General features: G+C 63.6%; 24 protein-coding genes. 16 read left to right on the forward strand and 8 right to left on the reverse strand.

The genetic code is table 11. The features are described from left to right. Positions 1 to 125: 125 nt before the first annotated feature. From QCE49_RS00790 to QCE49_RS00800, 3 genes are read left to right on the forward strand one after another with little or no spacing between them, the layout of a single operon-like run. Positions 126 to 1,415, forward strand: a complete 1,290-nt coding sequence (locus QCE49_RS00790; protein ID WP_008351804.1) for a dicarboxylate/amino acid:cation symporter — start codon at positions 126 to 128, stop codon at positions 1,413 to 1,415. A 25-nt stretch (positions 1,416 to 1,440) separates the two neighbouring features. Then, a complete protein-coding gene (locus QCE49_RS00795) occupies positions 1,441 to 3,435 on the forward strand; it encodes an ATP-binding protein (protein WP_175979752.1) in 1,995 nt (664 codons plus the stop codon). Between the two features lie 20 nt (positions 3,436 to 3,455). Further along, a complete protein-coding gene (locus QCE49_RS00800) occupies positions 3,456 to 4,799 on the forward strand; it encodes a sigma-54 dependent transcriptional regulator (protein WP_008351801.1) in 1,344 nt (447 codons plus the stop codon). Positions 4,800 to 4,849: 50 nt separating this feature from the next. On the opposite strand, the gene QCE49_RS00805 is transcribed toward QCE49_RS00800, so the two are convergent. Next, complete coding sequence (locus QCE49_RS00805) at positions 4,850 to 5,386, reverse strand: peroxiredoxin (RefSeq protein WP_008351800.1); 537 nt, start codon at positions 5,384 to 5,386, stop codon at positions 4,850 to 4,852. A gap of 138 nt (positions 5,387 to 5,524) precedes the next feature. Here QCE49_RS00805 and QCE49_RS00810 point away from each other — a divergent pair, with 138 nt between their 5' ends. Next, entirely contained in the window at positions 5,525 to 6,127 is a 603-nt protein-coding gene (locus QCE49_RS00810; RefSeq protein WP_250456624.1) for a hypothetical protein, read from the forward strand. Between the two features lie 380 nt (positions 6,128 to 6,507). Here QCE49_RS00810 and QCE49_RS00815 read toward each other — a convergent pair whose 3' ends face one another. Further along, entirely contained in the window at positions 6,508 to 8,052 is a 1,545-nt protein-coding gene (locus QCE49_RS00815; protein WP_008351797.1) for a YifB family Mg chelatase-like AAA ATPase, read from the reverse strand. Positions 8,053 to 8,146: 94 nt separating this feature from the next. After that, positions 8,147 to 8,410 carry an accessory factor UbiK family protein gene (locus QCE49_RS00820; protein ID WP_008351796.1) on the reverse strand — a complete coding sequence of 88 codons (264 nt, stop codon included), beginning with the start codon at positions 8,408 to 8,410 and terminating at the stop codon, positions 8,147 to 8,149. Between the two features lie 392 nt (positions 8,411 to 8,802). Here QCE49_RS00820 and QCE49_RS00825 point away from each other — a divergent pair, with 392 nt between their 5' ends. From QCE49_RS00825 to ptsP, 7 genes are all read left to right on the forward strand, one after another. Further along, entirely contained in the window at positions 8,803 to 9,141 is a 339-nt protein-coding gene (locus tag QCE49_RS00825; protein ID WP_008351794.1) for a P-II family nitrogen regulator, read from the forward strand. Between the two features lie 31 nt (positions 9,142 to 9,172). Beyond that, positions 9,173 to 10,633, forward strand: a complete 1,461-nt coding sequence (locus QCE49_RS00830) for an ammonium transporter (protein WP_034470490.1) — start codon at positions 9,173 to 9,175, stop codon at positions 10,631 to 10,633. A 275-nt stretch (positions 10,634 to 10,908) separates the two neighbouring features. Then, a complete protein-coding gene (gene gshA, locus QCE49_RS00835) occupies positions 10,909 to 12,198 on the forward strand; it encodes a glutamate--cysteine ligase (protein ID WP_033536547.1) in 1,290 nt (429 codons plus the stop codon). 52 nt (positions 12,199 to 12,250) lie between these two features. Beyond that, positions 12,251 to 13,207, forward strand: coding sequence for a glutathione synthase (gshB, locus tag QCE49_RS00840; RefSeq protein WP_008351790.1), 957 nt, complete (start codon positions 12,251 to 12,253; stop codon positions 13,205 to 13,207). A gap of 297 nt (positions 13,208 to 13,504) precedes the next feature. Continuing rightward, complete coding sequence (locus QCE49_RS00845; protein ID WP_008351788.1) at positions 13,505 to 13,993, forward strand: PTS sugar transporter subunit IIA; 489 nt, start codon at positions 13,505 to 13,507, stop codon at positions 13,991 to 13,993. A gap of 37 nt (positions 13,994 to 14,030) precedes the next feature. Continuing rightward, a complete protein-coding gene (locus QCE49_RS00850; RefSeq protein ID WP_008351787.1) occupies positions 14,031 to 14,300 on the forward strand; it encodes an HPr family phosphocarrier protein in 270 nt (89 codons plus the stop codon). A 221-nt stretch (positions 14,301 to 14,521) separates the two neighbouring features. After that, the gene (ptsP, locus tag QCE49_RS00855; RefSeq protein ID WP_008351786.1) at positions 14,522 to 16,282 is read left to right on the forward strand and encodes a phosphoenolpyruvate--protein phosphotransferase; all 1,761 of its coding nucleotides are present in this window, start codon (positions 14,522 to 14,524) and stop codon (positions 16,280 to 16,282) included. On the opposite strand, the gene QCE49_RS00860 is transcribed toward ptsP, so the two are convergent. The 4 genes from QCE49_RS00860 to gpmA form a co-directional block, all read right to left on the reverse strand. Beyond that, positions 16,279 to 16,575 carry a hypothetical protein gene (locus QCE49_RS00860; RefSeq protein ID WP_250456623.1) on the reverse strand — a complete coding sequence of 99 codons (297 nt, stop codon included), beginning with the start codon at positions 16,573 to 16,575 and terminating at the stop codon, positions 16,279 to 16,281. The genes ptsP and QCE49_RS00860 overlap by 4 nt on opposite strands. 77 nt (positions 16,576 to 16,652) lie before the next feature. After that, the gene (locus tag QCE49_RS00865) at positions 16,653 to 17,423 is read right to left on the reverse strand and encodes a molybdopterin-synthase adenylyltransferase MoeB (protein WP_175979757.1); all 771 of its coding nucleotides are present in this window, start codon (positions 17,421 to 17,423) and stop codon (positions 16,653 to 16,655) included. Between the two features lie 102 nt (positions 17,424 to 17,525). Further along, positions 17,526 to 19,109: a S41 family peptidase gene (locus tag QCE49_RS00870; RefSeq protein ID WP_008351783.1), complete on the reverse strand. Its 1,584-nt coding sequence runs from the start codon at positions 19,107 to 19,109 to the stop codon at positions 17,526 to 17,528. 248 nt (positions 19,110 to 19,357) lie between these two features. Beyond that, positions 19,358 to 20,104, reverse strand: coding sequence for a 2,3-diphosphoglycerate-dependent phosphoglycerate mutase (gene gpmA, locus QCE49_RS00875; protein WP_008351782.1), 747 nt, complete (start codon positions 20,102 to 20,104; stop codon positions 19,358 to 19,360). A 182-nt stretch (positions 20,105 to 20,286) separates the two neighbouring features. On the opposite strand from gpmA, the gene QCE49_RS00880 reads away from it, so the two are divergent. The 5 genes from QCE49_RS00880 (at position 20,287) to QCE49_RS00900 (ending at position 23,094) form a co-directional block, all read left to right on the forward strand. Then, complete coding sequence (locus QCE49_RS00880) at positions 20,287 to 20,712, forward strand: rhodanese-like domain-containing protein (protein WP_008351781.1); 426 nt, start codon at positions 20,287 to 20,289, stop codon at positions 20,710 to 20,712. Further along, positions 20,709 to 20,969 carry a glutaredoxin 3 gene (gene grxC, locus QCE49_RS00885; RefSeq protein ID WP_008351780.1) on the forward strand — a complete coding sequence of 87 codons (261 nt, stop codon included), beginning with the start codon at positions 20,709 to 20,711 and terminating at the stop codon, positions 20,967 to 20,969. The genes QCE49_RS00880 and grxC overlap by 4 nt, the downstream gene beginning before the upstream one ends. Positions 20,970 to 21,039: 70 nt before the next feature. Continuing rightward, a complete protein-coding gene (gene secB, locus QCE49_RS00890) occupies positions 21,040 to 21,510 on the forward strand; it encodes a protein-export chaperone SecB (RefSeq protein WP_008351779.1) in 471 nt (156 codons plus the stop codon). A 27-nt stretch (positions 21,511 to 21,537) separates the two neighbouring features. Then, the gene (locus tag QCE49_RS00895; protein WP_250456622.1) at positions 21,538 to 22,536 is read left to right on the forward strand and encodes an NAD(P)H-dependent glycerol-3-phosphate dehydrogenase; all 999 of its coding nucleotides are present in this window, start codon (positions 21,538 to 21,540) and stop codon (positions 22,534 to 22,536) included. A gap of 12 nt (positions 22,537 to 22,548) precedes the next feature. Then, on the forward strand, positions 22,549 to 23,094 hold the full coding sequence (locus QCE49_RS00900) for an O-acetyl-ADP-ribose deacetylase (protein WP_250456621.1): 546 nt from the start codon (positions 22,549 to 22,551) through the stop codon (positions 23,092 to 23,094). On the opposite strand, the gene trmL is transcribed toward QCE49_RS00900, so the two are convergent. Next, on the reverse strand, positions 23,067 to 23,537 hold the full coding sequence (gene trmL, locus QCE49_RS00905) for a tRNA (uridine(34)/cytosine(34)/5-carboxymethylaminomethyluridine(34)-2'-O)-methyltransferase TrmL (RefSeq protein WP_008351775.1): 471 nt from the start codon (positions 23,535 to 23,537) through the stop codon (positions 23,067 to 23,069). The two genes, QCE49_RS00900 and trmL, sit on opposite strands and share 28 nt — an antisense overlap. Positions 23,538 to 23,539: the final 2 nt, after the last annotated feature.

Here is a 23,539-nt window from a genome sequence, read left to right on the forward strand (position 1 = left end):
TGATCCGTCGACGAAGCGGCTATCGCCCATCGACGCGTTCAGACGTGCCCACACACGCCCGCCCCGCGTCAACGCTCGCCGCTGGCCGTACTTCCGCCAACTGCTTGTTATCGCCTGGAAACATCGTGAAAAAACCCATCCATAAAGTCCTGTACGTGCAGGTGATCGTCGCGATCATCATCGGCATCGCGCTCGGGCACTTCTATCCCTCGCTCGCCACCGACATGAAGCCGCTCGGCGACGGGTTCATCAAACTCATCAAGATGGTCATCGGCCCGATCATCTTCTGTACCGTCGTGACCGGCATCGCCGGCATGGAAGACATGAAGAAGGTCGGCCGCGTCGGCGGCAAGGCGCTGCTGTACTTCGAAGTCGTGTCGACGTTCGCGCTGATCCTCGGTCTCGCCGCGACGCACCTCCTGCGGCCGGGCGTCGGCTTCAACGTCGATCCTTCGACGCTCGACCACAAGGCCGTCGATTCCTTCGCGACGAAGGCGCACGGCCAGAGCACGGTCGATTTCTTCCTGCACATCATCCCGGACACGCTGGTGTCGGCGTTCGCGCAGGGCGAAATCCTCCAGATCCTGCTGATCGCGCTCCTGTTCGGCGCGGTGCTCGCGCATATCGGCGAGCGCGGCAAGGTCGTGACGACGTTCATCGAAGGTCTGTCGAGCATCCTGTTCGGCATGGTCGGCATCATCACGAAGCTCGCGCCGATCGGTGCGTTCGGCGCGATGGCGTTTACCATCGGCAAGTACGGCATCGGTTCGCTGCTGCCGATGCTCAAGCTCATCGGCACGTTCTATCTGACGTCGATCGTCTTCGTCGTCGTGGTGCTCGGTGCGATCGCGCGCATGGTGGGCTTCAACATCCTGAAGTTCATCGCGTACATCAAGGAAGAAATGCTGATCGTGCTCGGCACGTCGTCGTCGGAAGCCGCGCTGCCGCAACTGATGCTCAAGCTCGAAAAGCTCGGCTGCTCGCGTTCGGTCGTGGGTCTCGTCGTGCCGACAGGCTACTCGTTCAACCTCGACGGCACCAACATCTACATGACGATGGCCGTGCTGTTCATCGCGCAGGCGACCAACACCGATCTCTCGTGGGGCCAGCAACTGACGCTGCTCGCCGTGACGATGCTCACGTCGAAGGGCGCTTCCGGCGTGACCGGCGCAGGCTTCATCACACTGGCCGCGACGCTCGCCGTCGTGCCGACGATTCCGCTCGCGGGCATGGTGCTGATTCTCGGCATCGACCGCTTCATGTCGGAATGCCGCGCGCTGACGAACATCGTCGGTAACGGCGTGGCGACGGTCGTCGTGTCGGCATGGGAGAAGGAGCTGGATCGCAGCAAGCTGAAGGCGGCGTTGTCGCGCGATGTCGACGTGACCGACGCCGAAGAAGCGAAGTCGGTCTGAATCCGCACTGAAGCCGGAAGCGATCATGCAAGCGGCGAAGCCTCAGTCCGCGAGTGCTTCGCCGCAGTCGTTTCCGGCGCCTGATTCGCCACAAGCCTATGACACAATGGCAGATCCTCTTTCGCGGGAATCTGCTCACGTGTCGCGCCGCATCGTCGTGTTCTTCGCGCTTTTCGCCGCGCTCGTGGCGTGCTGCGCGCTCACGTGGCATCTCGCGTGGCAAAGCGGCATCGACGAGTTGAGGCTCAACGCCGCCGCGCGCGTCGATCGCACGACGAACACGCTCAAGAGCACGCTCGACCGCTACGAATATCTGCCTTATCTGCTGTCGCGGCATCCGGTCGTGCAGGACGCGCTCGATCATCCGGATCGTGCGAACGTCGAGCGCGCGAACCGTTATCTCGAGGACCTCAACGCGCGCTCGCACGCCACCGTCACGTATCTGATCCGCGCAAACGGCATCGCGGTTGCCGCGAGCAACTGGAACGCGACGGACAGTTTCGTCGGCGTGGACTACAACTTCCGGCCATATTTCATCGACGCGATGAAGGGCAGCACCGGCCGTTTCTTCGGCATCGGGACGATCTCGACCGAGCCCGGCTACTACATCTCGCAACCGGTCTATCGCGAGGGCACGAAAGAGATCATCGGCGTCGCGGTCGTGAAGCTGAATCTCGAATGGCTGCAAGGCGCGGATGCATCCGAGCCGCTCATCGTCACCGACGATCACGGCGTCATCTTTCTCTCGTCCGTGCCCGCGTGGAAATATCACACGGTGCGGCCGCTGCCGCAGAACGTCGAGGCGTCCGTCTATGCGACGCGCCAATACGCGCAACAGGCGATCACGCCGCTGCCGATGACTATCGTAAAGACGCTCGAAGGCGGCGCGCAGATCGTGCGCGTCGGCGGCGGCGGGCGAGACGGACACCATGCGCCGGCGTTTCTCGCGACGCATCGCTCCATCGGCGAACCCGACTGGCAACTGATCACGATGGCCGCGCTCGATCCCGTCGAGAGCGGCGCGCAGATCGCGGTCATCGTCACCGCGCTCGTATTCGTCTCGCTGTGCCTGCTCGCGTTCTACTGGCGCATGCGGCGCGCGCGCGTGCGCGAGATGATCCGCAGCCGGGAGATGTTGCAGACCGCGTATGCCGAATTGAATCAACGCGTCGCGGAGCGCACGGCGGATTTATCGGAAGCGAACGCGCAACTCACGAAGGAAGTGAACGAGCGCACGCGCGCCGAACAGGATCTGCGCGCCGCGCACGACGAGCTCATTCAGGCGAGCAAGCTCGCCGCGCTCGGCCAGATGGCGGCGGGCATCACGCATGAACTGAATCAGCCGCTCGCCGCGTTGCGCAGTTTTTCCGACAACACTCGCGTGCTGATCGATCGCGGCGATCAAGCGGCGGCGCGCGAGAATCTCGAAGCGATCGCGTCGCTGACCGAGCGCATGGGCAACATCACGAATCAGCTGAAGTTGTTCGTCACGAAGGCGCGGCCGAAGAATGCGCGCGCCGACGTCGCGCGGGCGCTGCGCCAAGTGTTCTCGATGCTGCGTCCGCGCATGAAGAACGTCGTCATCGATATCGCGCCGGAACTCGCCGAAGGCAGCGCGCCGATCTTCGTGCGTTGCGAGGACTTGCGGCTGGAGCAGGTGCTCATCAACCTGATCGGCAACGCGCTCGATGCGGTCGCGTCGTGCGACAGGCCGCGCATCGTCATCGAACTGAATGGCCACGCGGATACGATCGAGCTCATCGTGCGCGACAATGGTCCCGGCATTCCCGTCGATGCGCTGCCGAAACTCTTCGAGCCGTTCTTCACGACGAAGGAAATGGGGCAGGGACTGGGCCTCGGGCTTGCGATTTCATCGGCGATCGCGCGCGATTACGGCGGCACGCTCGTCGCGCGCAATCGCGAGGCGCCGATCGTCGCGGACGGTCCCGAAGGCGGCACGCAGGCGGACGCCGATCATTCGCACGGCGCGGAGTTCGTGCTGACTTTGCGGCGCGCTTGAAAACACAGTTGGAGCAACACATGACCACCGGTTTGCAGGTGATCTTCATCGAGGACGACGAACTCGTGCGCCGCGCGAGCGTGCAGAGCCTGCAACTCGCGGGCTTCGACGTGATCGGGCACGGCAGCGTCGAATCCGCCGCGCGCGCGATCGACGCGAGTTTCCCCGGCGTGATCGTGAGCGATATCCGCTTGCCCGGCGCGAGCGGCCTCGATCTGCTCGCGCAATGCCGCGAGCGTGCGCCCGAAGTGCCGGTAATTCTCGTCACCGGCCACGGCGACATCTCCATGGCCGTGCAGGCGATGCGCGACGGCGCCTACGACTTCATCGAAAAGCCGTTCGCGTCCGAGCGCCTGATCGAAGCGGTGCGCCGCGCGCTGGAGCGCCGCACGCTCGTGCTCGAGAATCAGGCGCTGCGGCGCGAGCTGGCGGGCGCGGGGCAGAGCCGCATCATCGGGCGCAGTCTCGCGATCGAGCAGGTGCGCCGGCTGATCGCGAACATCGCGCCGACGGATGCGTCCGTGCTCATCAACGGCGATACGGGCGCGGGCAAGGAACTCATCGCGCGCAGCCTGCACGACATGTCGCCGCGTCGCGACAAGCCGTTCATCGCGGTGAATTGCGGCGCGCTGCCGGAGCAGATGTTCGAATCGGAGATGTTCGGCTACGAGGCAGGCGCATTTACGGGCGCGCAGAAGCGGCGTATCGGCAAGCTGGAACACGCGTCGGGCGGCACGCTCTTTCTCGATGAAATCGAGAGCATGCCGCTGTCATTGCAAGTGAAACTGCTGCGCGTATTGCAGGACGGCGTGCTGGAGCGGCTCGGCTCGAATCAGCCGGTGCGCGCGAATCTGCGCGTCGTCGCGGCGGCGAAGGGCGACATGAACGAACTCGTCGCCGATGGCACGTTCCGACGCGACTTGCTGTATCGGCTGAACGTGGTGACGATCACGCTGCCGCCGCTCAACGAGCGCCGCGAAGATATCGTGCCGCTCTTCGAGCATTTTCTGCTCGATGCGGCCGTGCGCTACGAGCGGCCCGCGCCGCTCATCACGGATCGTCAGCGCGCCGAACTGATGCAGCGCGACTGGCCGGGCAACGTGCGCGAGTTGCGCAACGCGGCGGATCGCATGGTGCTCGGCATTCTCGACGACAGCGGTGCGGCGGCGGCGCTCGACACATCGACGCAATCGCTCAAGGAACGCACCGAGCAGTTCGAGCGCGCGGTGATCGGGCAGGCGCTGGAGCAGTGCGGCGGCGCGGTCGCGGTGGCGGCGGATCGGCTGCAGCTCGGCAAGGCGACGCTGTACGAGAAGATCAAGCGATACGGAATCGTCGTGAAAGGCGATTCGTCCGAGCGATAAAAAAGCCCGCTGGTTGTCGCCAGCGGGCTGCGCGTTTCGCGTAAAGGCGTTCAGGCCGAACCGAGCGCCTTGTCGAGCAGTTGATCCAGTTCCGCGAACGTCGGCTCGCCGACATAGCGCTTCAAAATCTTCCCGTTCTTGTCGATGACAAAGGTCGTCGGCGTCAGTTGCACGTTGCCGAACTGCTTGGCGGCGCTGCCGTCGTCCATCGCGACCTTGAACGGCAACTTGCGCGTCTGCGCGTAGTTGTTGACGTACATCGGCGCGTCGTAGTTCATCGCGACCGCGACGAACTCCAGGCCGCGGCCCTTGAATTTGTTGTACGTGTCGATCATCTGCGGCATTTCCTTCATGCATGTCTCGCAGCTCGTCGCCCAAAAATTGACGAGATAGACCTTGCCCTTCAGATCGCCCGACGTCGAAATCTTCTGTCCCGAAAGCAGCGTGAAGGTCGCGTCCGGCACTTTCTGCTGGCCGCCGAAGGCGAAATACCCGGTGCAGGCGATCACGCCCGCGACGAGCGCCATCACGATGTAACGCAGCGGACTCTTCGCGCGCGTGGATGTTTCTTGCGTGGCTTGGGACATGGGAACCTCGGATGGCGCTCCGGCGAACGGAACGGAGACTGCTGCGTATTTTAGCGCCAATTTCGGGATGCGTTCGTGACGCGCCGATAAGCCCGGCATCGCAGCGCGATAATGATGGTTTTCACGCAGCGATTCCTCATGAAACGAGTTTTCCCCGTGTTTCCTGTCCGTTTGCGGCGCGCGGCCGCGCGCTTTCTTCCGAATATTGCTTCCGCCAACAAGCTGATGTGCGCAACTGTCACATGCGGCGCATTGCTCGCGTGCACGCCCTCATATGACTGGCGCACCGTGACGAACAACGACGACGGCTACGAAGTGACGCTGCCCGCGAAGCCGCGTTCCGAGGAGCGCAAGATCGACATCGCAGGCCGGTCGATGACGATGCGTATGCAGACCGCAGAAGCCGGCGACGCCGTGTTCGCCGTCGGCACGGTCGTGCTGCCGAGCGCCGATCCGCAATTGCAGCGCGCGACACTCGATTTCCTCCAGCAAGGTCTCGCGCGCAACGTGAATGCGAAGCCCGAGGCGCGTGCGACGCAGATCGACCTCGCGGCGGGCGGACGCGTGTTAGGCAGCGAGATCGAGGTGAAGGGCGAAGGGGGGGACAAGCGCGAGTCGCGGACGATTCACGCGCGCTTCGTGGCACGCGGCGCGCACGTCTATCAACTGGCGATCGTGTCAGACAAGACGACGCCGACCGAGCAGGCCGAGCAGTTCTTTTCGTCCTTCAAACTGTTTTAGAGGAAGGCCTCGAATTCTGCAGGCACTAACTTAAGAAGTGTCTTAGTGTGTCGGAAATAGCCGAAGTTCCTTCAGAAGTTTACGCGCTAATTCTCGGATTCATATGGACTTTTTGCGCTATCCACAATGTCTGTGGATAACTTTGTGGAAAACAGTGTGTGGTAGCGCTCAAAAGCCCGACTCATGCGGTTTACGTTAGTTTGCCTTCGTTCGCGGCAAGTTAAATAATTCAATAAAATCAATGGTCTGTGAAATGTGGCCAAAACCGGGGTTTGATCAGACGAAGGACCGCCGCGGATCGCTTCAGTGTGCATAAGTCAAGTCTTGACAAGTAATTTTCCGCTTAGCATCGCGCGGACCACCCCGCGTCCGCGCTGGCTTCAGGCGATCGACAGCGCCCGGCGGTACTGAACGGCTTCCGCGACATGGGACGCGTCGGGTATATCGGCGCCGGCGAGATCCGCGATCGTCCGCACGACCTTCAGCACGCGGTAGTACGCGCGCGCGGACCAGCCGAAGCGCTCGCCCGCAGCGCGCAGCAAGGCTTCGCCGGCGGAATCGGGGCGGCAGACGGCGTCGGCTTCGCGGCCGTCGAGATCGCGGTTGATCTTGCCCTGACGCTGCGTCTGTATGTCGCGGGCCGCCGCGACCCGCGCCGCGACGACGGCGCTCGACTCGCCGCGCTCGGTGCCGCGCGCCGACAGTTCCGCGGGCGAGAGCGCCGGCAACTCGATCTGAATGTCGATGCGATCCATCAGCGGACCCGACAGCTTGCGCAGATAACGCGCGGCGACATCGGGCGAGCAGCGGCAGCGCGCGCTCGGGTCGCCGCGCCAGCCGCACGGACATGGATTCATCGCGGCGACGAGCTGGCAGGCCGCCGGAAATTCCGCCTGCTGTGCGGCGCGCGAAATCGTGATCTGGCCGACTTCGAGCGGCTCACGCAGGGTTTCCAGCACTTTTCGGTCGAATTCGGGCAGCTCGTCGAGAAACAGGACGCCGAGATGCGCGAGCGTGATCTCGCCCGGCTGCGGCGGATTGCGCCCGCCGACGAGCGCCGCCGCGCTCGCCGAATGATGCGGCGCGCGGAACGGCCGTCGCCGCCACTGCTCGGGCGTAAAGCCGAGCGAACTCGCCGAAAGGATCGCGGCGGAGGTGAGCGCTTCGTCGTCGTTCATCGGCGGGAGCAGGCCGGCCAGGCGCGCGGCGAGCATCGACTTGCCCGCGCCGGGCGGACCGACCATCAGCAGATGATGACCGCCCGCAGCCGCCACTTCGAGCGCGCGGCGGGCGGCGGGATGGCCGATGACATCGGCGAGATCCGCGGACGGCGCGGCTGTCGAGGGAAGCGGAGCGGCTTGCACGGGTCGCAGACGGGCGTCGGGGACATCGTTCAGATGCGCGCAGAGCGTGGGCAAGTCCGCCGCGCCGAAGACCTCGATGCCCGGCACGAGCGCCGCTTCCGCCGCGCTTGCGAGCGGCACGTAGATTTCGGGGATTGGCGGGGCTGCATCGCGCATCGATGCATAGTGGCGCGCCGCGCCGCAGACCATTGCGAACGCGCCGCGCATCGGACGCAGCGCGCCGGTCAGCGAAAGCTCGCCCGCGAACTCGCGATGTTCGAGCGCTGCGGCCGGAATCTGTCCGCTCGCGGCCAGAATGCCGAGCGCGATCGGCAGATCGAAGCGGCCGCTTTCCTTCGGAAGATCGGCGGGTGCGAGATTGACGGTGATTCTGCGGACGGGGAAATCGAAGCCGCAGTTCTGCAGCGCGGCGCGCACGCGCTCGCGGCTTTCGCGGACTTCGAGATCGGGCAGACCGACGATGGAAAACGACGGCAACCCGTTGGCGAGATGGACTTCGACGACGACTTCGGGCGCGCGCCCAGGAGCGGGCGCGCGGCTGCGTACCACGGCAAGCGACATGATTTCACCTGAAACGGCGCATGGACCGCGCCGGCAATAAAACTAGAAACTCACGGCTCGCTAGCCGAGGTACGCGATAGGCAGTGCTGGCGCCTCAGTCTTGCGCGGCCGTGTTTCCGCCCGCGAGACGCTGCTCCAGCTGCGCGACGCGCTTTTCGAGTTCTTCGAGACGAGCGCGCGTGCGGACGAGCACTTGCGTCTGCGTGTCGAATTCCTCGCGCGTCACGAGATCGAGCTTCGAAAAGCCTTGCGAGAGCATCGCCTTCATATTCCGTTCGACGTCTTTCGCGGGCGAATTCTTGAAGAGATCGCTCATCTTCTGCTGCAAATCGTTGAAAACGTCGTTGGGCTGCTTCATCGTTTCTCCCTTCTTGCACAAAAAAAGTGCATTCATTGTTAGGTCAGTGCCCCGAATTATCGAATGTTCGATATTGGTGCGCGCCGCCGAATGCGCGAACGCGCGTCGAAGCACCTTTGAGGCGCCGCGATTTTAGCGCCGCCGCGCGCTCGCGTTGTCCGCCCATGCCCCTTTTTGCGGGACCTCTGGACCACTCTAGCAATGAACCTACCCCGACGCCAGCACGCGCGGCCCGCGTTAGCCGTTCGGCCGACCCTTCGTGCGATTGTTTCGCGAAATCGCGCAAAGCCGCATGGATGCTCGCATGGCATACGAGTTGCATAAGTGGCGCGACTCTTCTGCACGCTTCAATGGACGGCATCGAAGGATCAGCACACCACAGCGAGGGATACATGAAGCTCATTACCGCAATCATCAAGCCGTTCAAGCTGGACGAAGCGCGTGAAGCGCTCTCGGCCATCGGCGTCTCGGGCATCACCGTGACCGAGGTGAAAGGCTTTGGCCGACAGAAGGGGCACACCGAGCTGTATCGGGGCGCGGAGTACGTCGTCGACTTTCTGCCGAAAGTGAAGATCGAGGCGGCCGTCTCGGACGACATCGTCGATCAGGCGATCGAAGCCGTCGAACGCGCCGCACGCACGGGAAAAATCGGTGACGGAAAGATCTTCGTCACCTCAATCGAACAGGTGATCCGCATCCGCACCGGCGAGACCGGCGCCGACGCGCTCTAACAAGAAATTGGCGATAAGAGGAACCAGAAGAATGCGTAACTTTTTGATGTCACTGTTGGTGGCGGGCGCGCTGATCGGCGCGAATGTCGGCACCGCTCTCGCCCAGGATGCGTCCGCTCCGGCCGCAGCCTCGGCACCCGCTGCAAGCGCGCCCGAAAGCGCCAACACGGCGATGGCGTCGTCGGCTCAGGCGGCATCGGCGGCAGAAGCCGCATCCGCCGCGTCCGATGCCGCGCCGGCCGCACCGACCGAGCCGGTCATGGTCGATTCGTCGAAGATCAGCTCCGGCGACACCGCGTGGATGCTGACTTCCGTGGCGCTCGTGCTGTTCATGACGATTCCCGGCCTCGCGCTCTTCTACGCGGGCATGGTCCGCAAGAAGAACGTGCTCGCGACGGTCATGCAGAGCTTCGCGATCTGCTGTCTCGTGACGATCCTCTGGACGGTCGTCGGCTACAGCATCGCGTTCACGCCGGGCGGCTCGTTCCTCGGCGGCTTCTCGCGCGTGTTTCTGCACGGCATGGCCTACATCAAGGGCGACAAGGCGACGACGCTTACCGTCAGCCATCTGGCCGTGACGATCCCCGAGTCGGTCTATTTCGCATTCCAGCTGACGTTCGCGATCATCACCCCGGCGCTCATTACCGGCGCGTTCGCGGATCGCATGAAGTTCTCGGCGATGCTCGTGTTCATGGCGCTGTGGTCGCTGATCGTCTACTCGCCGATCGCGCACATGGTCTGGGAACCTACCGGCTGGCTCGCATCGGCTGGCGTGCTCGACTTCGCGGGCGGCACGGTGGTTCACATCAACGCCGGTATCGCGGGTCTGATGTGCTGTCTCGTGCTCGGCAAGCGCGTCGGCTATGGCCGCGAAGTGATGGCGCCGCACAACCTCGTGCTCTCGCTGATCGGCGCATCGATGCTGTGGGTGGGCTGGTTCGGCTTCAACGCGGGTTCGGCAGTGGCGGCTGACGGCCGTGCCGGTTTCGCGATGCTCACGACGCAGATCGCCACCGCGTTCGCCGCATTCGGCTGGATGTTCGCGGAGTGGATCACGAAGGGCAAGCCGTCGGTGCTCGGCATCATCTCGGGCGCGGTTGCGGGTCTGGTGGCCGTGACGCCGGCGTCGGGCTTCGTCGGCGTGACGGGCGCGATCGTGATCGGCATTGTCGCGGGCGTGGTCTGCTTCTGGTCGGCGACGTGGCTCAAGCACAAGTTCAACTACGACGACTCGCTCGACGCGTTCGGCGTGCACGGCGTGGGCGGGATCATCGGCGCGCTGCTGACGGGCGTGTTCGCGGTGAAGGACATCGGCGGCTTCGACGGCAGCGTGCTCGTGCAGGCGAAGGGCGTGCTCGTCACGCTCGTCTACAGCGGCGTCGTCAGCTTCGTTTTGCTGAAGATCATCGACATGACCATGGGCCTGCGCGTCACGGAAGAACAGGAACGCGAAGGTCTCGACGTCACGCTGCACGGCGAGCACGTCGAGTAAGTCTTACGCCGCAACCGGCGCGCCGCGAGAGCGCGTAGGCTGCGAGCAAGGAACGAGCGCAGCGACTTCGCCCGCCTTATGGCGGGCATTTTTTTTGGTGCGCCATTTCCGTCCGGGTTTCGTCGAAGGCGGCGGCCAAACCTATTGAAGCGACAGGCGGAAAAGTGCGTGGAAGCGGCGCGGCGCGGGCCGCAAAACCTTGTCAATTGGCGGTTGATACCCATTTAGGCAAAGCAATTGCTCTACAATCTTTTGTCTTCTTCCGCGAGTAATACATGGTTCCGCACCTTGTTACGGCGTTAAGTGGCCCGCTGCTCGATCTCGAGCGGAAAATCCTCGAGGCCATGCCCGCCATCGAGCGCTGGTTCCGGCTCGAATGGCAGGAGCACACGCCGCCGTTCTACTGTTCCGTCGATCTGCGCAACGCGGGGTTCAAGCTCGCGCCCGTCGACACCAATCTCTTTCCCGGCGGTTTCAACAATCTGCCGCAGGAAGTGTTGCCGCTCGCGGTGCAGGCAGCGATGGCGTCCATCGAAAAAATCTGCCCGGACGCGAAGAATCTGCTCGTCATTCCCGAGCGCCATACGCGCAACGCGTTCTATCTCGAGAACGTCGCGCGCCTCGCGCTCATCATGCGGCAAGCGGGGCTCAACATCCGCTTCGGCACGCTGGACGAGAATATCCACGGTCCTGTGACCATCGCGCTCGCCGATGGCCAGAAAATCGTGCTGGAGCCGCTCGAACGCACGCCGCGGCGCCTCGGCCTGAAGAACTTCGATCCCTGCTCGATCCTGCTCAACAACGATCTTTCGGCCGGCATTCCGCCCGTGCTGGAAAATCTGCACGAGCAGTATCTGCTGCCGCCGCTGCACGCCGGCTGGGCGGTGCGCCGCAAGTCGACCCATTTCTCCTGCTATGACGACGTCGCTAAGAAGTTCTCGAAGCTCGTCGAGATCGATCCGTGGATGGTGAATCCGTACTTCGCGCATGTGGAAGGCGTCGATTACGAAGCGCGCACGGGCGAACAAGCGCTCGCGGAAGCCATCGACGGCGTGCTCAAGAAGATCGCGAAGAAGTATCGCGAGTACGGCATCAGCGAGCGTCCGTATGTCGTCATCAAGGCGGATGCCGGCACGTACGGAAAGGGCGTGATGACCGTCCACGACGCGAGCGAAGTCGCCGCGCTGACCAAGCGCGAACGCACGAAGATGAACGACGCCAAGGAAGGCCTGCAAGTTCACGACGTGATCGTGCAGGAAGGCGTGCATACGTTCGAGCGCGTGGAAAATGCGGTCGCGGAGCCGGTCGTGTACATGATCGACCGGTATGTCGTCGGCGGGTTTTACCGCGTGCACGATTCGCGCGAGCGCGATCAGAACCTCAACGCGCCGGGCATGCATTTCGTGCCGCTCGGCTTCGAGCACACGGCGTTGCCCGACACGCACGCGAAGCCCGGCGCCGCGCCGCCGAACCGCTTCTACATGTACGGCGTGGTGGCGCGGCTGGCGCTGCTGGCGGCATCGGTCGAGCTCGAAAAGACCGATCCTGAAGCCATTCAGGTGTGAGTTCGCGGCTTGCGGTAAGCTCGCAGGCCGCGCACCGAACTAGCAAATCGTCATGAACATCCTCTTTATCGCCGACCCGCTCGATCGCTTCAAGATCTACAAGGACACGACCTACGCGATGATGGCCGAAGCCGCGCGGCGCGGCCACGTGCTCTATGCGTGCGAGCCGCAGCATCTTGCGTGGACCGGAACGAAGGTCGAGGCGAGCGCGCGGCGCATCGCGATCGTCGGCGACGAGGCCAACAGTGACCGCTGGCCGTGGTATGCCGCCGAGCAGGCCGAGCATCTGCCGCTCACGCATTTCGACGCCGTGCTGATGCGCAAGGATCCGCCGTTCGATCTGGAATACGTGAACGCGACGTGGCTGCTGGAGATCGCCGAGCGCAACGGCGCGCGCATCTTCAACAAGCCGCAGGCGATCCGCGATCATTCCGAGAAGCTCGCCATCGCGGAATGGCCGCAGTTCGTCACGCCGACGCTCGTCACGCGCGATGCCGCGCGCCTGCGCGCTTTCCACGCCGAGCACGGCGACGTGATCCTGAAGCCGCTCGACGGCATGGGCGGCATGGGCGTGTTCCGCGTGAAGGCGGACGGGATGAATCTCGGCTCGATTGTCGAGATGTTGTCCGAGGACGGCGCGCGCACGGTGATGGCGCAGAAGTTCATCCCCGAAATCAAGGATGGCGACAAGCGCATTCTCGTCATCGGCGGTCAGCCGGTGCCGTATTCGCTGGCGCGCGTTCCGCAGGGCAGCGAAGTGCGCGGCAATCTTGCGGCGGGCGGGCTCGGGCGCGCGCAGCCGCTGTCGGCGCGCGATCGCGAAATCGCCGAGACGCTCGGGCCGGTGCTGCAGGCGCGCGGCCTGCTGCTCGCCGGGCTGGATGCGATCGGCGACTATCTCACCGAAGTCAACGTCACGAGTCCGACGTGCTTTCGCGAAATCATGGATCAGACCGGCTTCGACGTTGCGGGCATGTTTATCGACGCGCTCGAGCGCGCGGCGCACTGAGTCTGCCGGCCAACGAAACGCGCGCGGACAGCGCGCCAAACTCACCTCGGCGGGACTGTTAGAATTGACTTTCCCGCGCCCGCGTTTCTGGGGCGCGATCGCGTCTAAAAGTGCGCTTAAAGTTCGCTTAAGCATCGACGCGCAGGCTTGGGGTAATGAAGCTGGAAGGCGGTTGATTTCGTTGTAACGGCATCCACTTTAGAGTTGTGTTCCGCGCCGCTCGCGCGCTTTCGAGCGAACTCCGACGTATTTGTCCGATTTTTCGTCGTTGATTTGTCGCTGAGGCAATTTCCTGACATGGCTGGCATTCTGATCATCGCGCACGCACCTTTCGCCACCGCGCTACGCGAGTGCATCGCACATATTTACGGTGGCTTGCCGGCGCGCATCGGCGTCATCGACGTGATGCCCGACTGCGATCCGGTCGAAGTTCGCGCGTTCGCGCGCTCCGAAATCGATCGCCTGAAAGAAGAAAACGGCGCGATCGTGCTCACCGACGTGTTCGGCGCGACGCCCGCGAACATCGCGGCGAGCCTGCACGACACCGATGTGCGCGTGCTCGCCGGCTGCAATCTGCCGATGCTCGTGCGCGCCGTCTGCTACCGCGCGACGCCGCTCGACACGCTCGCCGAAAAGATTCTTCAGGGCGGCTCGAAGGGCATCCAGGAACTGGATTCGTCCACGCCGCTCAACCCCTGCGCCCTCGCGACGAAGGCCGCCGGCTCGCCCGATCCGGCATGCTCGGCGAGCGCCGATCTCATCAGCGCGAAGGCCGCCAGCCACTGACGCCGCTCATTTCATCCATCTAGCGCTTCGGAGCATCATGCTGCAACAAGAAACAACAATCGTGAACAAGCTGGGGCTCCACGCACGCGCTTCGGCCAAGCTCACACAACTAGCGGGCAATTTTCAATGCGAGATCTGGATGAGCCGCAACGGGCGCCGGATCAACGCGAAAAGCATCATGGGCGTGATGATGCTGGCGGCGGGCATCGGCAGCACGGTGACGATCGAAACCGAAGGCGCGGACGAAGCCGAAGCGATGCAAGCCATTCTCGCGCTCATCGCCGATAAATTCGGAGAAGGGCAGTAAGCGTGTCGCCGCAGTGTCCGTCAGTGAAAAGCCGCGCATCGACGCGGCTTTTTCGTATCCGCATCACGCTTTCGCGTAACGTCGTGCAACCGTTCCGGCCCTGTCGTCACCGGGTGTTCAGGGACTTGTGAGCACGATCGAACATATAATGGACGCGCGGTTTGTGCCCGTCGAGGGGGCGCCTGGCAGACCGCGACATTCAAAGAACTAGAGGAGGGCGCGTGTCCTTCACGCTGCATGGAATTCCCGTCTCGCGCGGCATCGCCATTGGGCGCGCGTATCTGATCGCGCCGGCGGCGCTCGACGTAGACCACTATCTGATCGAGCCGGATCAGATCGACGCGGAAATCGCCCGATTCCACGCGGCGCAGGCGGCCGTCCTCGCCGAACTCGAAGCGCTGCGCGAAGACCTTTCCGCCGATGCGCCGAGCGAAATGGGCGCGTTCATCAACGTCCATACGATGATCCTGAACGACGCCATGCTCGTGCAGGAAACCATCGACCTGATTCGCACGCGCCGCTACAACGTCGAGTGGGCGCTCACCGAGCAACTGGAAATCCTCGGCGGTTATTTCGACGAGATCGAAGACGAATATCTGCGCGAACGCAAGGCGGACGTCGAGCAGGTCGTCGAGCGTCTTTTGAAAGCGTTGGCCGGCGCGCCGACGGCCGCGTCGCTCGTCGTGCATACGGCCGCCAGCAACGGGCACAACGAAATGATCGTCGTCGCCCACGATATCGCGCCGGCGGACATGCTTCAGTTCAAGACGCAGGCGTTCAAGGGCTTCGTCACCGACCTCGGCGGCCGCACCTCGCATACGGCGATCGTCGCGCGCAGTCTCGGCATTCCGGCGTCCGTCGGCGTGCAGCAGGCGAGCGTGCTGATCCGCCAGAACGATCTCATCATCGTCGACGGCGATCATGGCATCGTGATCGTCGATCCGGCGCCGATCGTTCTCGAAGAGTATTCGTATCGTCAGAGCGAGAAACTGCTGGAACAGCGCAAGCTCCAGCGCCTGAAATTCTCGCCGACGCAGACGCTCTGCGGTACGAAGATCGAACTGTGCGCGAACATCGAGTTGCCGGAAGACGCGCAAGTCGCCGTCGAAGCGGGCGCGATGGGCGTCGGCCTGTTCCGCACCGAATTCCTCTTCATGAATCACAAGGACCAGTTGCCGGAGGAAGAGGAGCAGTTCGAGGCGTACAAGCGCGCCGTCGAGTTGATGAACGGCAAGCCGGTGACGATCCGCACGATCGATGTCGGCGCGGACAAGCCGCTCGATTCCATGACCGGAAGCGATGGCTACGAAACCGCGCCGAATCCCGCGCTGGGCTTGCGCGCGATCCGCTGGAGCCTGTCCGAGCCGCAGATGTTCATCACGCAACTGCGCGCCATTCTGCGGGCGTCGGCGTTCGGGCCGACCAAGATTCTCATTCCGATGCTCGCGCACGCACAGGAAATCGACCAGACGCTCGATCTGATCCGCGAGGCGAAGCGTCAACTCGACGACGAAGGCGTGGCGTACGACCGTCAGGTTCAGGTCGGCGCGATGATCGAGATTCCGGCGGCGGCCATCGCCGTGCGGCTGTTCCTGAGCCGGCTCGATTTTCTGTCGATCGGCACGAACGATCTGATCCAGTACACGCTCGCGATCGATCGCGCCGATAACAGCGTCGCGCATCTTTACGATCCGCTGCATCCGGCGGTGCTGAACCTGATCGCGTTCACGTTGCGCGAGGCGAAGCGCGCGGGCGTGCCGGTGTCGGTGTGCGGGGAAATGGCGGGCGATCCCGCCGTCACGCGCCTGTTGCTCGGCCTCGGGCTCACCGAGTTTTCGATGCATCCGAGCCAGTTGCTGATCGTGAAGCAGGAAATTCTGCGCTCGAACCTGAAGGCGCTGGAAAAGCCGGTCGCGGATGTGCTTGCGGCCTACGAACCCGCTGAATTGCAGGCCGCGCTCACGGCGTTGCAGAAGGTCTAGGCCAAGCCGTGATCCGCAATCAGTCGATCCACCCGAGCGATGACCTGCTCGGGTGAGATCGCCGAAGTGCATTGAAAGCGGCTTGGCTTGCCGCGCCGGCGCGGACACCACAGAAAATCGCGGTTGTCGAAGTCGCACGTCGTGTCGTTGAAGCAACTATTGCATGCGTGGAAATTGATCACGCGATACGGCGTGCGGAACTCCGTGTGCGGGTGATTCGCGGAAGCGACGGCCGCGAACGCGCTTTGCGTGAGCCCGCGTTGCGCGCTCGCCGGCGAAGTGATGGCGCTCAAAGAACGATCCGCCCTGCGATTGAAGAATCGATGAGCTTAAGCGGACCGTCCGGTCGACGGCGTAAGACGCGACCGATTTAGCGCGCTGCTTCGCGGCTTCCGGTGTTTCCGCAGACAGCGCAATCCGGCTGCCGCGCGATTCGCATCGTGTTCCATTCCATGCGCAGCGAGTCGAGCATCATCAGCCGGCCCGCGAGCGTCTCGCCGAAACCGCCGATCACGCGCAGCGCCTCCGCCGCCTGCATCGCACCGATGATGCCGACCGTCGGCGCGAACACGCCCATTGTCGAACACGCGACTTCCTCGAACGGCTGATCCGGCGGGAACACGCACGCGTAGCAGGGCGAATCGGGTGCGCGGAAGTCGAAGGTGCTGATCTGCCCGTCGAAACGCAGCGCCGCGCCCGACACGAGCGGCACGCGATGCGCGACGCAGGCCGCGTTGATCGCGTGACGCGTCGCGAAGTTGTCACTGCAATCGAGCACCACGGTTTTACCGGGCACGTTGATGTCGAGCCACGCGGCGTCGGCGCGCGCGTTCACCGCGATGACGTCGATGTCCGGATTCAGCGCGCTCAACGTCTCGCGTGCCGATTCCACCTTGGGCGCTCCGACCGATCGCGTCATGTGCACGATCTGCCGCTGGAGATTCGTGAGATCGACAGTATCGGCATCGACGAGCGTGATTTTTCCGACACCTGACGCCGCGAGATACATCGCCGCGGGCGCGCCGAGTCCGCCCGCGCCGATGATGACGGCGTGCGCGTCGAGAAAGCGCTGCTGCGCCTCGATGCCGATTTCATCGACGAGGATGTGGCGGGAATAGCGAAGGAGTTGGTCGTCGTTCATCGCGGAAAGAATCGGCTTGCTCGAACGAAGCATTCTAAGCGCGAAAAGAAGAAAGGCTTCGCAACGTTACGCTGCGAAGCCTTTGCGGGGACTACGGGAAAGTTACTTCGACTGCTGCGCGGTAGGCGCCGATGCCGGCTGCGCGCCCGACGCCGGCGCGGAACCCGGCGTGGCCGGCAGCGCAGGCGGTGCAACCACCGGAGCGGACGCCGAACGTGCCGGCTTGTTCTGCGCGAGCTTGCGTTCGCTGTACGACTTGGACTCCACGACCTGCTTGCCTTCCAGCTTGTTCAGACCTTGCTGGAGCATGAAGTCGTCCGCGCTGCCGAACTCGACCGGCTTGCGCTCGCGGTCCTTGCGGCGCTGCTCGGGCGTCTTCTTGTCGTTCTGCTCTTCGAGAATGCGCAGTTGCTCCAGACGATCCGCCTCGCGCTGCTCCTGTTCCTTCTTCTCGTTCGGATCCTGCGTGTTCGCGAGGTGGTTCGAGTAATCGACTTCGCGCGTGACGAGCGCGTCGTCCGGATCGCCGTCCGCGTATTGATCGACCGGCACGTCGGGGCGCACGCCCTGATTCTGGATCGACTTGCCGCTCGGCGTGTAGTAATAGGCCGTCGTCAGGCGCAGGGCGCTGTCGGCGGTCATCGGACGCACGGTCTGTACCGAGCCCTTGCCGAACGTGGTCTTGCCGACGATCAGCGCGCGATGATGATCCTGCAGCGCACCCGCGACGATCTCGGAGGCCGACGCCGAATACGCGTTGGTCAGCACGACCATCGGCACCTTCTTGAAGATTTCCGGCACGCTCTTCAGCGGATCGGAATCGAAGGACGGCAGGCGATAGTTGTCGTAGGTGTCGCGGAAAGTCTGCTTCGCATCCGCGATCTGGCCGTTGGTCGACACGACGACCGCGTTATCCGGCAGGAACGCGCCCGCGACGCCGACCGCGCTTTGCAGCAAGCCGCCGCCGTTGTTGCGCAGATCGAGCACGAGGCCCTTCAGATTCGGTTGCTGGCGCGCGAGATCCTGCAGCTTCGACGCGAGATCCGGCACCGTGCGCTCCTGGAAGCTCGTGATGCGGATGTAGCCGTAGCCAGGCTCCGGCACCTTCATCTTCACCGACTGCACGCGGATCACGGCGCGCGTCACGGTGAGCGGGAACGTGCGGTCGTCGCTCTTGCGGAAGATCGTGAGCGTGACCTTCGTGCCCGGCTCGCCGCGCATCTGCTTCACGGCTTTATCCAGCGTCATGCCGCGCACCGGCTTGTCGTTGATGCGCGTGATGAGGTCGCCCGGACGAATGCCGGCGCGGAACGCTGGCGTGTCTTCGATCGGCGAAATGACCTTGATGAGGCCGTCTTCCGAAGAAATCTCGATGCCGAGGCCCGCGAATCGGCCCTTGGTCTGTTCCTGCAGTTCTTCGTAATCGGTCTTGTCGAGATAGGACGAGTGCGGGTCGAGGCTCGACACCATGCCCTTGATGGCGGCGGTGAGGAGCTTCTTGTCGTCGACCGGTTCGACGTATTCGTGCTTGATCTGACCGAAAACTTCGGCGAAAAGCCGCAATTGTTCGAGCGGCAGAGGCGAGGAAGCAGCTTGCTGTGCGGATGCGGAGATCTGCAGGGTGGCGAGTGCGCCGGCAGCAACGCCAACGGCTACCAGGCCGAAGTTTTTCAGGTTCTTTCGCATAGAGAGTGCGGTCGGAATCGGATGGGCTGCATCGTTGGTGACGGGCCAGTATACCCGCTCGCCTTGATTGGCGACTTAAACGCAACTTAAATGCCTGAGGCTTTCATCCGTTGAAGCGATGGCTCGCGCACGTTTCGACGCGATCCTGTCGATGCCGCTCGCGGTTCGTCAGCCGGGCGCCATGAACGCCGCGAGGGGCGCCCGTTATGGCGCCCTCGTGAGGCGAAACATCTGCCGGACAGCCGGAATCAGCCTGCCTTGCCTTGCTTGGCGACAGCGGCCTGCGCGGCCGCGATGGCTTCCGGATCGCCCAGATAGTAGTGCTGGATGGGCTTCAGGTTTTCATCGAGTTCGTACACGAGCGGCACGCCGTTCGGGATGTTCAGCCCGACGATGTCCTGATCGGAGATGTTGTCCAGATACTTGACCAGCGCGCGGATCGAGTTGCCGTGCGCCGAAATCACGACCTGTTTGCCGGACTTGATGGCGGGTGCGATCGATTCGTTCCAGATCGGCAGGACGCGGGCGACCGTGTCTTTCAGGCATTCGGTGAGCGGCAACTGTTCGCGCGGCACCTTCGCGTAACGCGGATCGTTGTACGACGCACGCTCGTCGCCCGGTTCGAGCGCGGGCGGCGGCGTGTCGTAGCTGCGGCGCCAGACGAGCACCTGATCGTCGCCGTACTTCTTCGCGGTTTCTGCTTTGTTCAGGCCCGCGAGCGCGCCGTAGTGGCGTTCGTTCAGGCGCCACGAATGCACAACCGGGATATACATCTGATCCATCTCGTCCTGGACGTGCCACAGCGTGCGGATGGCGCGCTTCAACACCGACGTATACGCGATGTCGAACTGGTAGCCCGCCTCCTTCAGCAGCACGCCTGCCTGGCGCGCCTCACGGTTGCCCTGCTCGGTCAGGTCGACGTCGACCCAGCCGGTGAAGCGGTTTTCCTTGTTCCACGTCGATTCGCCGTGGCGGATGAGCACTAGCTTGTACATGATTTCGGTCGGTCAGTTGGAAAAGCGGTGCGCCGATCGCACCCCGTCATGCTGCCCGAACGGGCGGGGTGTCGCCATCGGCCGGACGGCAGAGGCCATCGCGGGAAACGGTTATTTTATAATGCCCCGATTGCGCCCATTTCCCTTTCTTCCTTTCCTACTAAATTTCGGCGGCCCTCGACGTGAAGTTTTTCACTGATTACACGAATATTGCACTTATCGTCATCGCGCTGGTTTCCGGCGCGCTGCTCCTTTGGCCCGCCGTCACGCGGCGCGGGCGCGGCGGCATTTCGGCCGCCGAAGCCACGACGCTCATCAACCGGCGCAACGCCGTGGTTGTCGATTTGCGGCCCGCCGCGGAATTCGCGAAGGGACATCTGCCGTCTGCACGAAATATCGAAGCCACGGAGCTTCAAGCAAAAATCGGCCAGATCGCGAAGAATAAGAGCAATCCGGTCGTGCTCGTTTGCCAAACCGGTCAAGAATCGCAGCGTGCGAGCCGCACCGTGTCCGAGGCGGGTTACGCCGAGGTCCACGTTTTGCAAGGCGGAGTGGACGCCTGGCAAAAAGCCGGCATGCCGGTGGTGAAACAAGGAGCAGTCAAGTGAAAAAAGTGGTGATGTACAGCACGGTCGTGTGCCCGTATTGCCAGATGGCCGAACGTCTTTTAAAGTCCCGCGGCGTCGAAACGATCGAGAAGATCCTGATCGATCGCGAGCCGGGCCGGCGCGAGGAAATGATGACGCGCACCGGACGGCGGACCGTGCCGCAGGTGTACATCGGCGAGACGCACGTCGGCGGCTACGACGATCTGTCCGCGCTCGATCGAAAGGGCGGCCTCGTGCCGCTGCTCGAATCGGCCTGACACATGCATACTCGCGGCGCGCGATTCGACACGAACGCGCGCCGCATACCGGATTACCTAGGAAATCAAAATGTCTGACGAGAACAACCAGCCGTTTTTCAACATCCAGCGCATCTATTTGAAGGACATGTCGCTGGAGCAGCCGAATTCGCCGGCTATCTTCCTCGAACAGGAAATGCCGTCGGTCGAAGTCGAAGTCGACGTGAAGGCCGACCGCCTCGCGGAAAGCGTCTTCGAAGTGCTGGTCACGGGCACGGTCACGGCGAAAGTCACCGACAAGGTCGCATTCCTGATCGAAGCCAAGCAGGCAGGCATCTTCGACATCCGCAACATTCCGGCGGAGCAGATCGATCCGCTCGTCGGCATCGCGTGCCCGACCATTCTGTTCCCGTACCTGCGCTCGAACATCGCCGACGCGATCACGCGCGCCGGTTTCCCGCCGATCCACCTCGCGGAGATCAACTTCCAGGCGCTGTACGAGCAGCGTATCGCCCAACTCGCGAGCGCCCAGGAAGGCGCGGCGAACGGCGCGACGCACTGACCTGACTCTGCCGGACCGGAGCCGAGCATGAAAGTAGCCGTTCTCGGCGCCGGCGCATGGGGCACCGCGCTCGCGGGCCACCTCGCGACCCGGCACGACACGAAGCTCTGGGCGCGCGACCCCGCGCTCATCGAATCACTTTCCCGCACGCACGAAAACACGCGCTATCTCGAAGGCGTGACGCTGCCGCACGCGCTCGCATTCGAGACCGATTTCGCCGCGGCGCTCGCGCATGCATCGGCGGATGACGCGCTGTGCGTCGTCGCGACGCCGGTCGCGGGCCTGCGCGCGCTGTGCCGTTCGATGCGCGACGCCGGCGTCGTACCGGCGCATATCGTCTGGCTGTGCAAAGGCTTCGAGGCGGATACGCAGTGTCTGCCCAACGAGGTCGTCGCGGCCGAATTGCCCGAGCATCGCAGCAACGGAACGCTGTCCGGACCGAGCTTCGCGCGCGAAGTGGGACAAGGCTTGCCGGTCGCGCTGACGGTCGCGAGCGCATCGGCGGAACTGGGCGCGCGCACGGTCGCGGCGTTCCATCATGGCGCGATGCGTATCTATACCGGCGACGATGTCATCGGCGTCGAAGTCGGCGGCGCGGTGAAAAACGTGCTCGCAATCGCGACGGGCATTTCCGACGGCCTCGGTCTCGGCCTGAACGCCCGCGCCGCGCTCATCACGCGCGGGCTCGCGGAGATGTCGCGCTTAGGCGTCGCGCTCGGCGGCCGCGCGGAGACTTTCACCGGGCTAACCGGCCTCGGCGATCTCATCCTCACCGCGACGGGCGATCTGTCGCGCAATCGCACTGTCGGCATGCAACTCGCCAGCGGACGCACGCTCGAGGAGATTCTCGCGGCGCTCGGCCATGTCGCGGAAGGCGTGCGATGCGCGCGCGCCGTGCTCGGGCTCGCGCATTCGCGCGGAATCGAGATGCCGATCACGCAGGCGGTATGCCGCGTGCTCTTCGATAACGTGACGCCGCGCGATGCCGTGCAGGCGCTTCTCAGTCGGGACGCAAAAGCAGAGTAATCGGAGGCGTGTGTGCGTAGGCCCAGGCTCGAAGCGCTGAAAGTCGATATCACCACGCTCGAAGTCGATGCCATCGTCAACGCGGCGAACAAATCGCTGCTCGGCGGCGGCGGAGTAGACGGGGCGATTCATCGCAAGGCCGGCAAAGGCCTGCTGCGCGAGTGCGAGACGCTCGGCGGCTGCGAAACCGGCGACGCGAAAATCACGCGCGGCTACGAGCTTCCCGCGAAGCACGTCATTCATGCGGTCGGGCCGCGCTGGAGCGGCGGCAAGAAGAACGAGCCCGAATTGCTCGCGAGCTGTTACCAGCGCTCGCTCGAACTCGCTCAGGAAGCGGGCTGCGAGTCGATTGCGTTCCCGGCCATCAGTTGCGGCATCTATCACTTTCCCCATGATGAAGCCGTGAAGATCGCGGTGCGCACGGTCATCGACACCTTGCCTTCCACGCCCGCCGTTCAGCGTGTCGTCTTTGCATGCTTTCAGGACAACATGCTCGCGCTCTATCGAGCCGAACTCGAAGCGGCAAAGGCTCAAGCGCCGCCTTCGAATCCCGCCTGACGCCACGCCTCGAACGTCACGATCGCCACCGTATTCGACAAATTCAGGCTGCGATTACCCGGCCGCATCGGCAGGCGCACGCGCTGTTCCGTCGCAAAGTGCGCCAGCAATTCGGGCGCGAGGCCGCGCGTCTCCGCGCCGAACACGAACCAGTCGCCCGGCCTGAACGCGTGATCGAAGAACGGCGTCGAGCCGCGCGTCGTGAACGCGAACATGCGCGTGGCGTCGGGTGTTTCCTTCGCGATGAAGGCATCCCAGTCCGCATGCACGTTCATTTCGGCGTACTCGTGATAGTCGAGGCCGGCGCGGCGCATCTTCGCGTCGTCGAGCGGAAAGCCGAGCGGCTCGATCAGATGCAGACGCGCGCCCGTGTTCGCGCACAGGCGGATCACGTTGCCGGTGTTCGGCGGGATTTCGGGTTCGACGAGTACGACGTTGAACATGG

This window comes from Caballeronia sp. LZ008 (genome assembly GCF_031451435.1).
Classification (GTDB): Bacteria; Pseudomonadota; Gammaproteobacteria; order Burkholderiales; family Burkholderiaceae; genus Caballeronia; species Caballeronia zhejiangensis.

Excerpts from the sequence above, each read along its gene's own strand:
- QCE49_RS00795 (WP_175979752.1), top strand. The coding sequence starts at position 1,441 with ATGCAAGCGGCGAAGCCTCAGTCCGCGAGTGCTTCGCCGCAGTCGTTT.
- QCE49_RS00800 (WP_008351801.1), top strand. The coding sequence starts at position 3,456 with ATGACCACCGGTTTGCAGGTGATCTTCATCGAGGACGACGAACTCGTG.
- QCE49_RS00805 (WP_008351800.1), bottom strand. The coding sequence starts at position 5,386 with ATGTCCCAAGCCACGCAAGAAACATCCACGCGCGCGAAGAGTCCGCTG.
- QCE49_RS00810 (WP_250456624.1), top strand. The coding sequence starts at position 5,525 with ATGAAACGAGTTTTCCCCGTGTTTCCTGTCCGTTTGCGGCGCGCGGCC.
- QCE49_RS00815 (WP_008351797.1), bottom strand. The coding sequence starts at position 8,052 with ATGTCGCTTGCCGTGGTACGCAGCCGCGCGCCCGCTCCTGGGCGCGCG.
- QCE49_RS00820 (WP_008351796.1), bottom strand. The coding sequence starts at position 8,410 with ATGAAGCAGCCCAACGACGTTTTCAACGATTTGCAGCAGAAGATGAGC.
- QCE49_RS00825 (WP_008351794.1), top strand. The coding sequence starts at position 8,803 with ATGAAGCTCATTACCGCAATCATCAAGCCGTTCAAGCTGGACGAAGCG.
- QCE49_RS00830 (WP_034470490.1), top strand. The coding sequence starts at position 9,173 with ATGCGTAACTTTTTGATGTCACTGTTGGTGGCGGGCGCGCTGATCGGC.
- gshA (WP_033536547.1), top strand. The coding sequence starts at position 10,909 with ATGGTTCCGCACCTTGTTACGGCGTTAAGTGGCCCGCTGCTCGATCTC.
- gshB (WP_008351790.1), top strand. The coding sequence starts at position 12,251 with ATGAACATCCTCTTTATCGCCGACCCGCTCGATCGCTTCAAGATCTAC.
- QCE49_RS00845 (WP_008351788.1), top strand. The coding sequence starts at position 13,505 with ATGGCTGGCATTCTGATCATCGCGCACGCACCTTTCGCCACCGCGCTA.
- QCE49_RS00850 (WP_008351787.1), top strand. The coding sequence starts at position 14,031 with ATGCTGCAACAAGAAACAACAATCGTGAACAAGCTGGGGCTCCACGCA.
- QCE49_RS00865 (WP_175979757.1), bottom strand. The coding sequence starts at position 17,423 with ATGAACGACGACCAACTCCTTCGCTATTCCCGCCACATCCTCGTCGAT.
- QCE49_RS00870 (WP_008351783.1), bottom strand. The coding sequence starts at position 19,109 with ATGCGAAAGAACCTGAAAAACTTCGGCCTGGTAGCCGTTGGCGTTGCT.
- gpmA (WP_008351782.1), bottom strand. The coding sequence starts at position 20,104 with ATGTACAAGCTAGTGCTCATCCGCCACGGCGAATCGACGTGGAACAAG.
- secB (WP_008351779.1), top strand. The coding sequence starts at position 21,040 with ATGTCTGACGAGAACAACCAGCCGTTTTTCAACATCCAGCGCATCTAT.
- QCE49_RS00895 (WP_250456622.1), top strand. The coding sequence starts at position 21,538 with ATGAAAGTAGCCGTTCTCGGCGCCGGCGCATGGGGCACCGCGCTCGCG.
- trmL (WP_008351775.1), bottom strand. The coding sequence starts at position 23,537 with ATGTTCAACGTCGTACTCGTCGAACCCGAAATCCCGCCGAACACCGGC.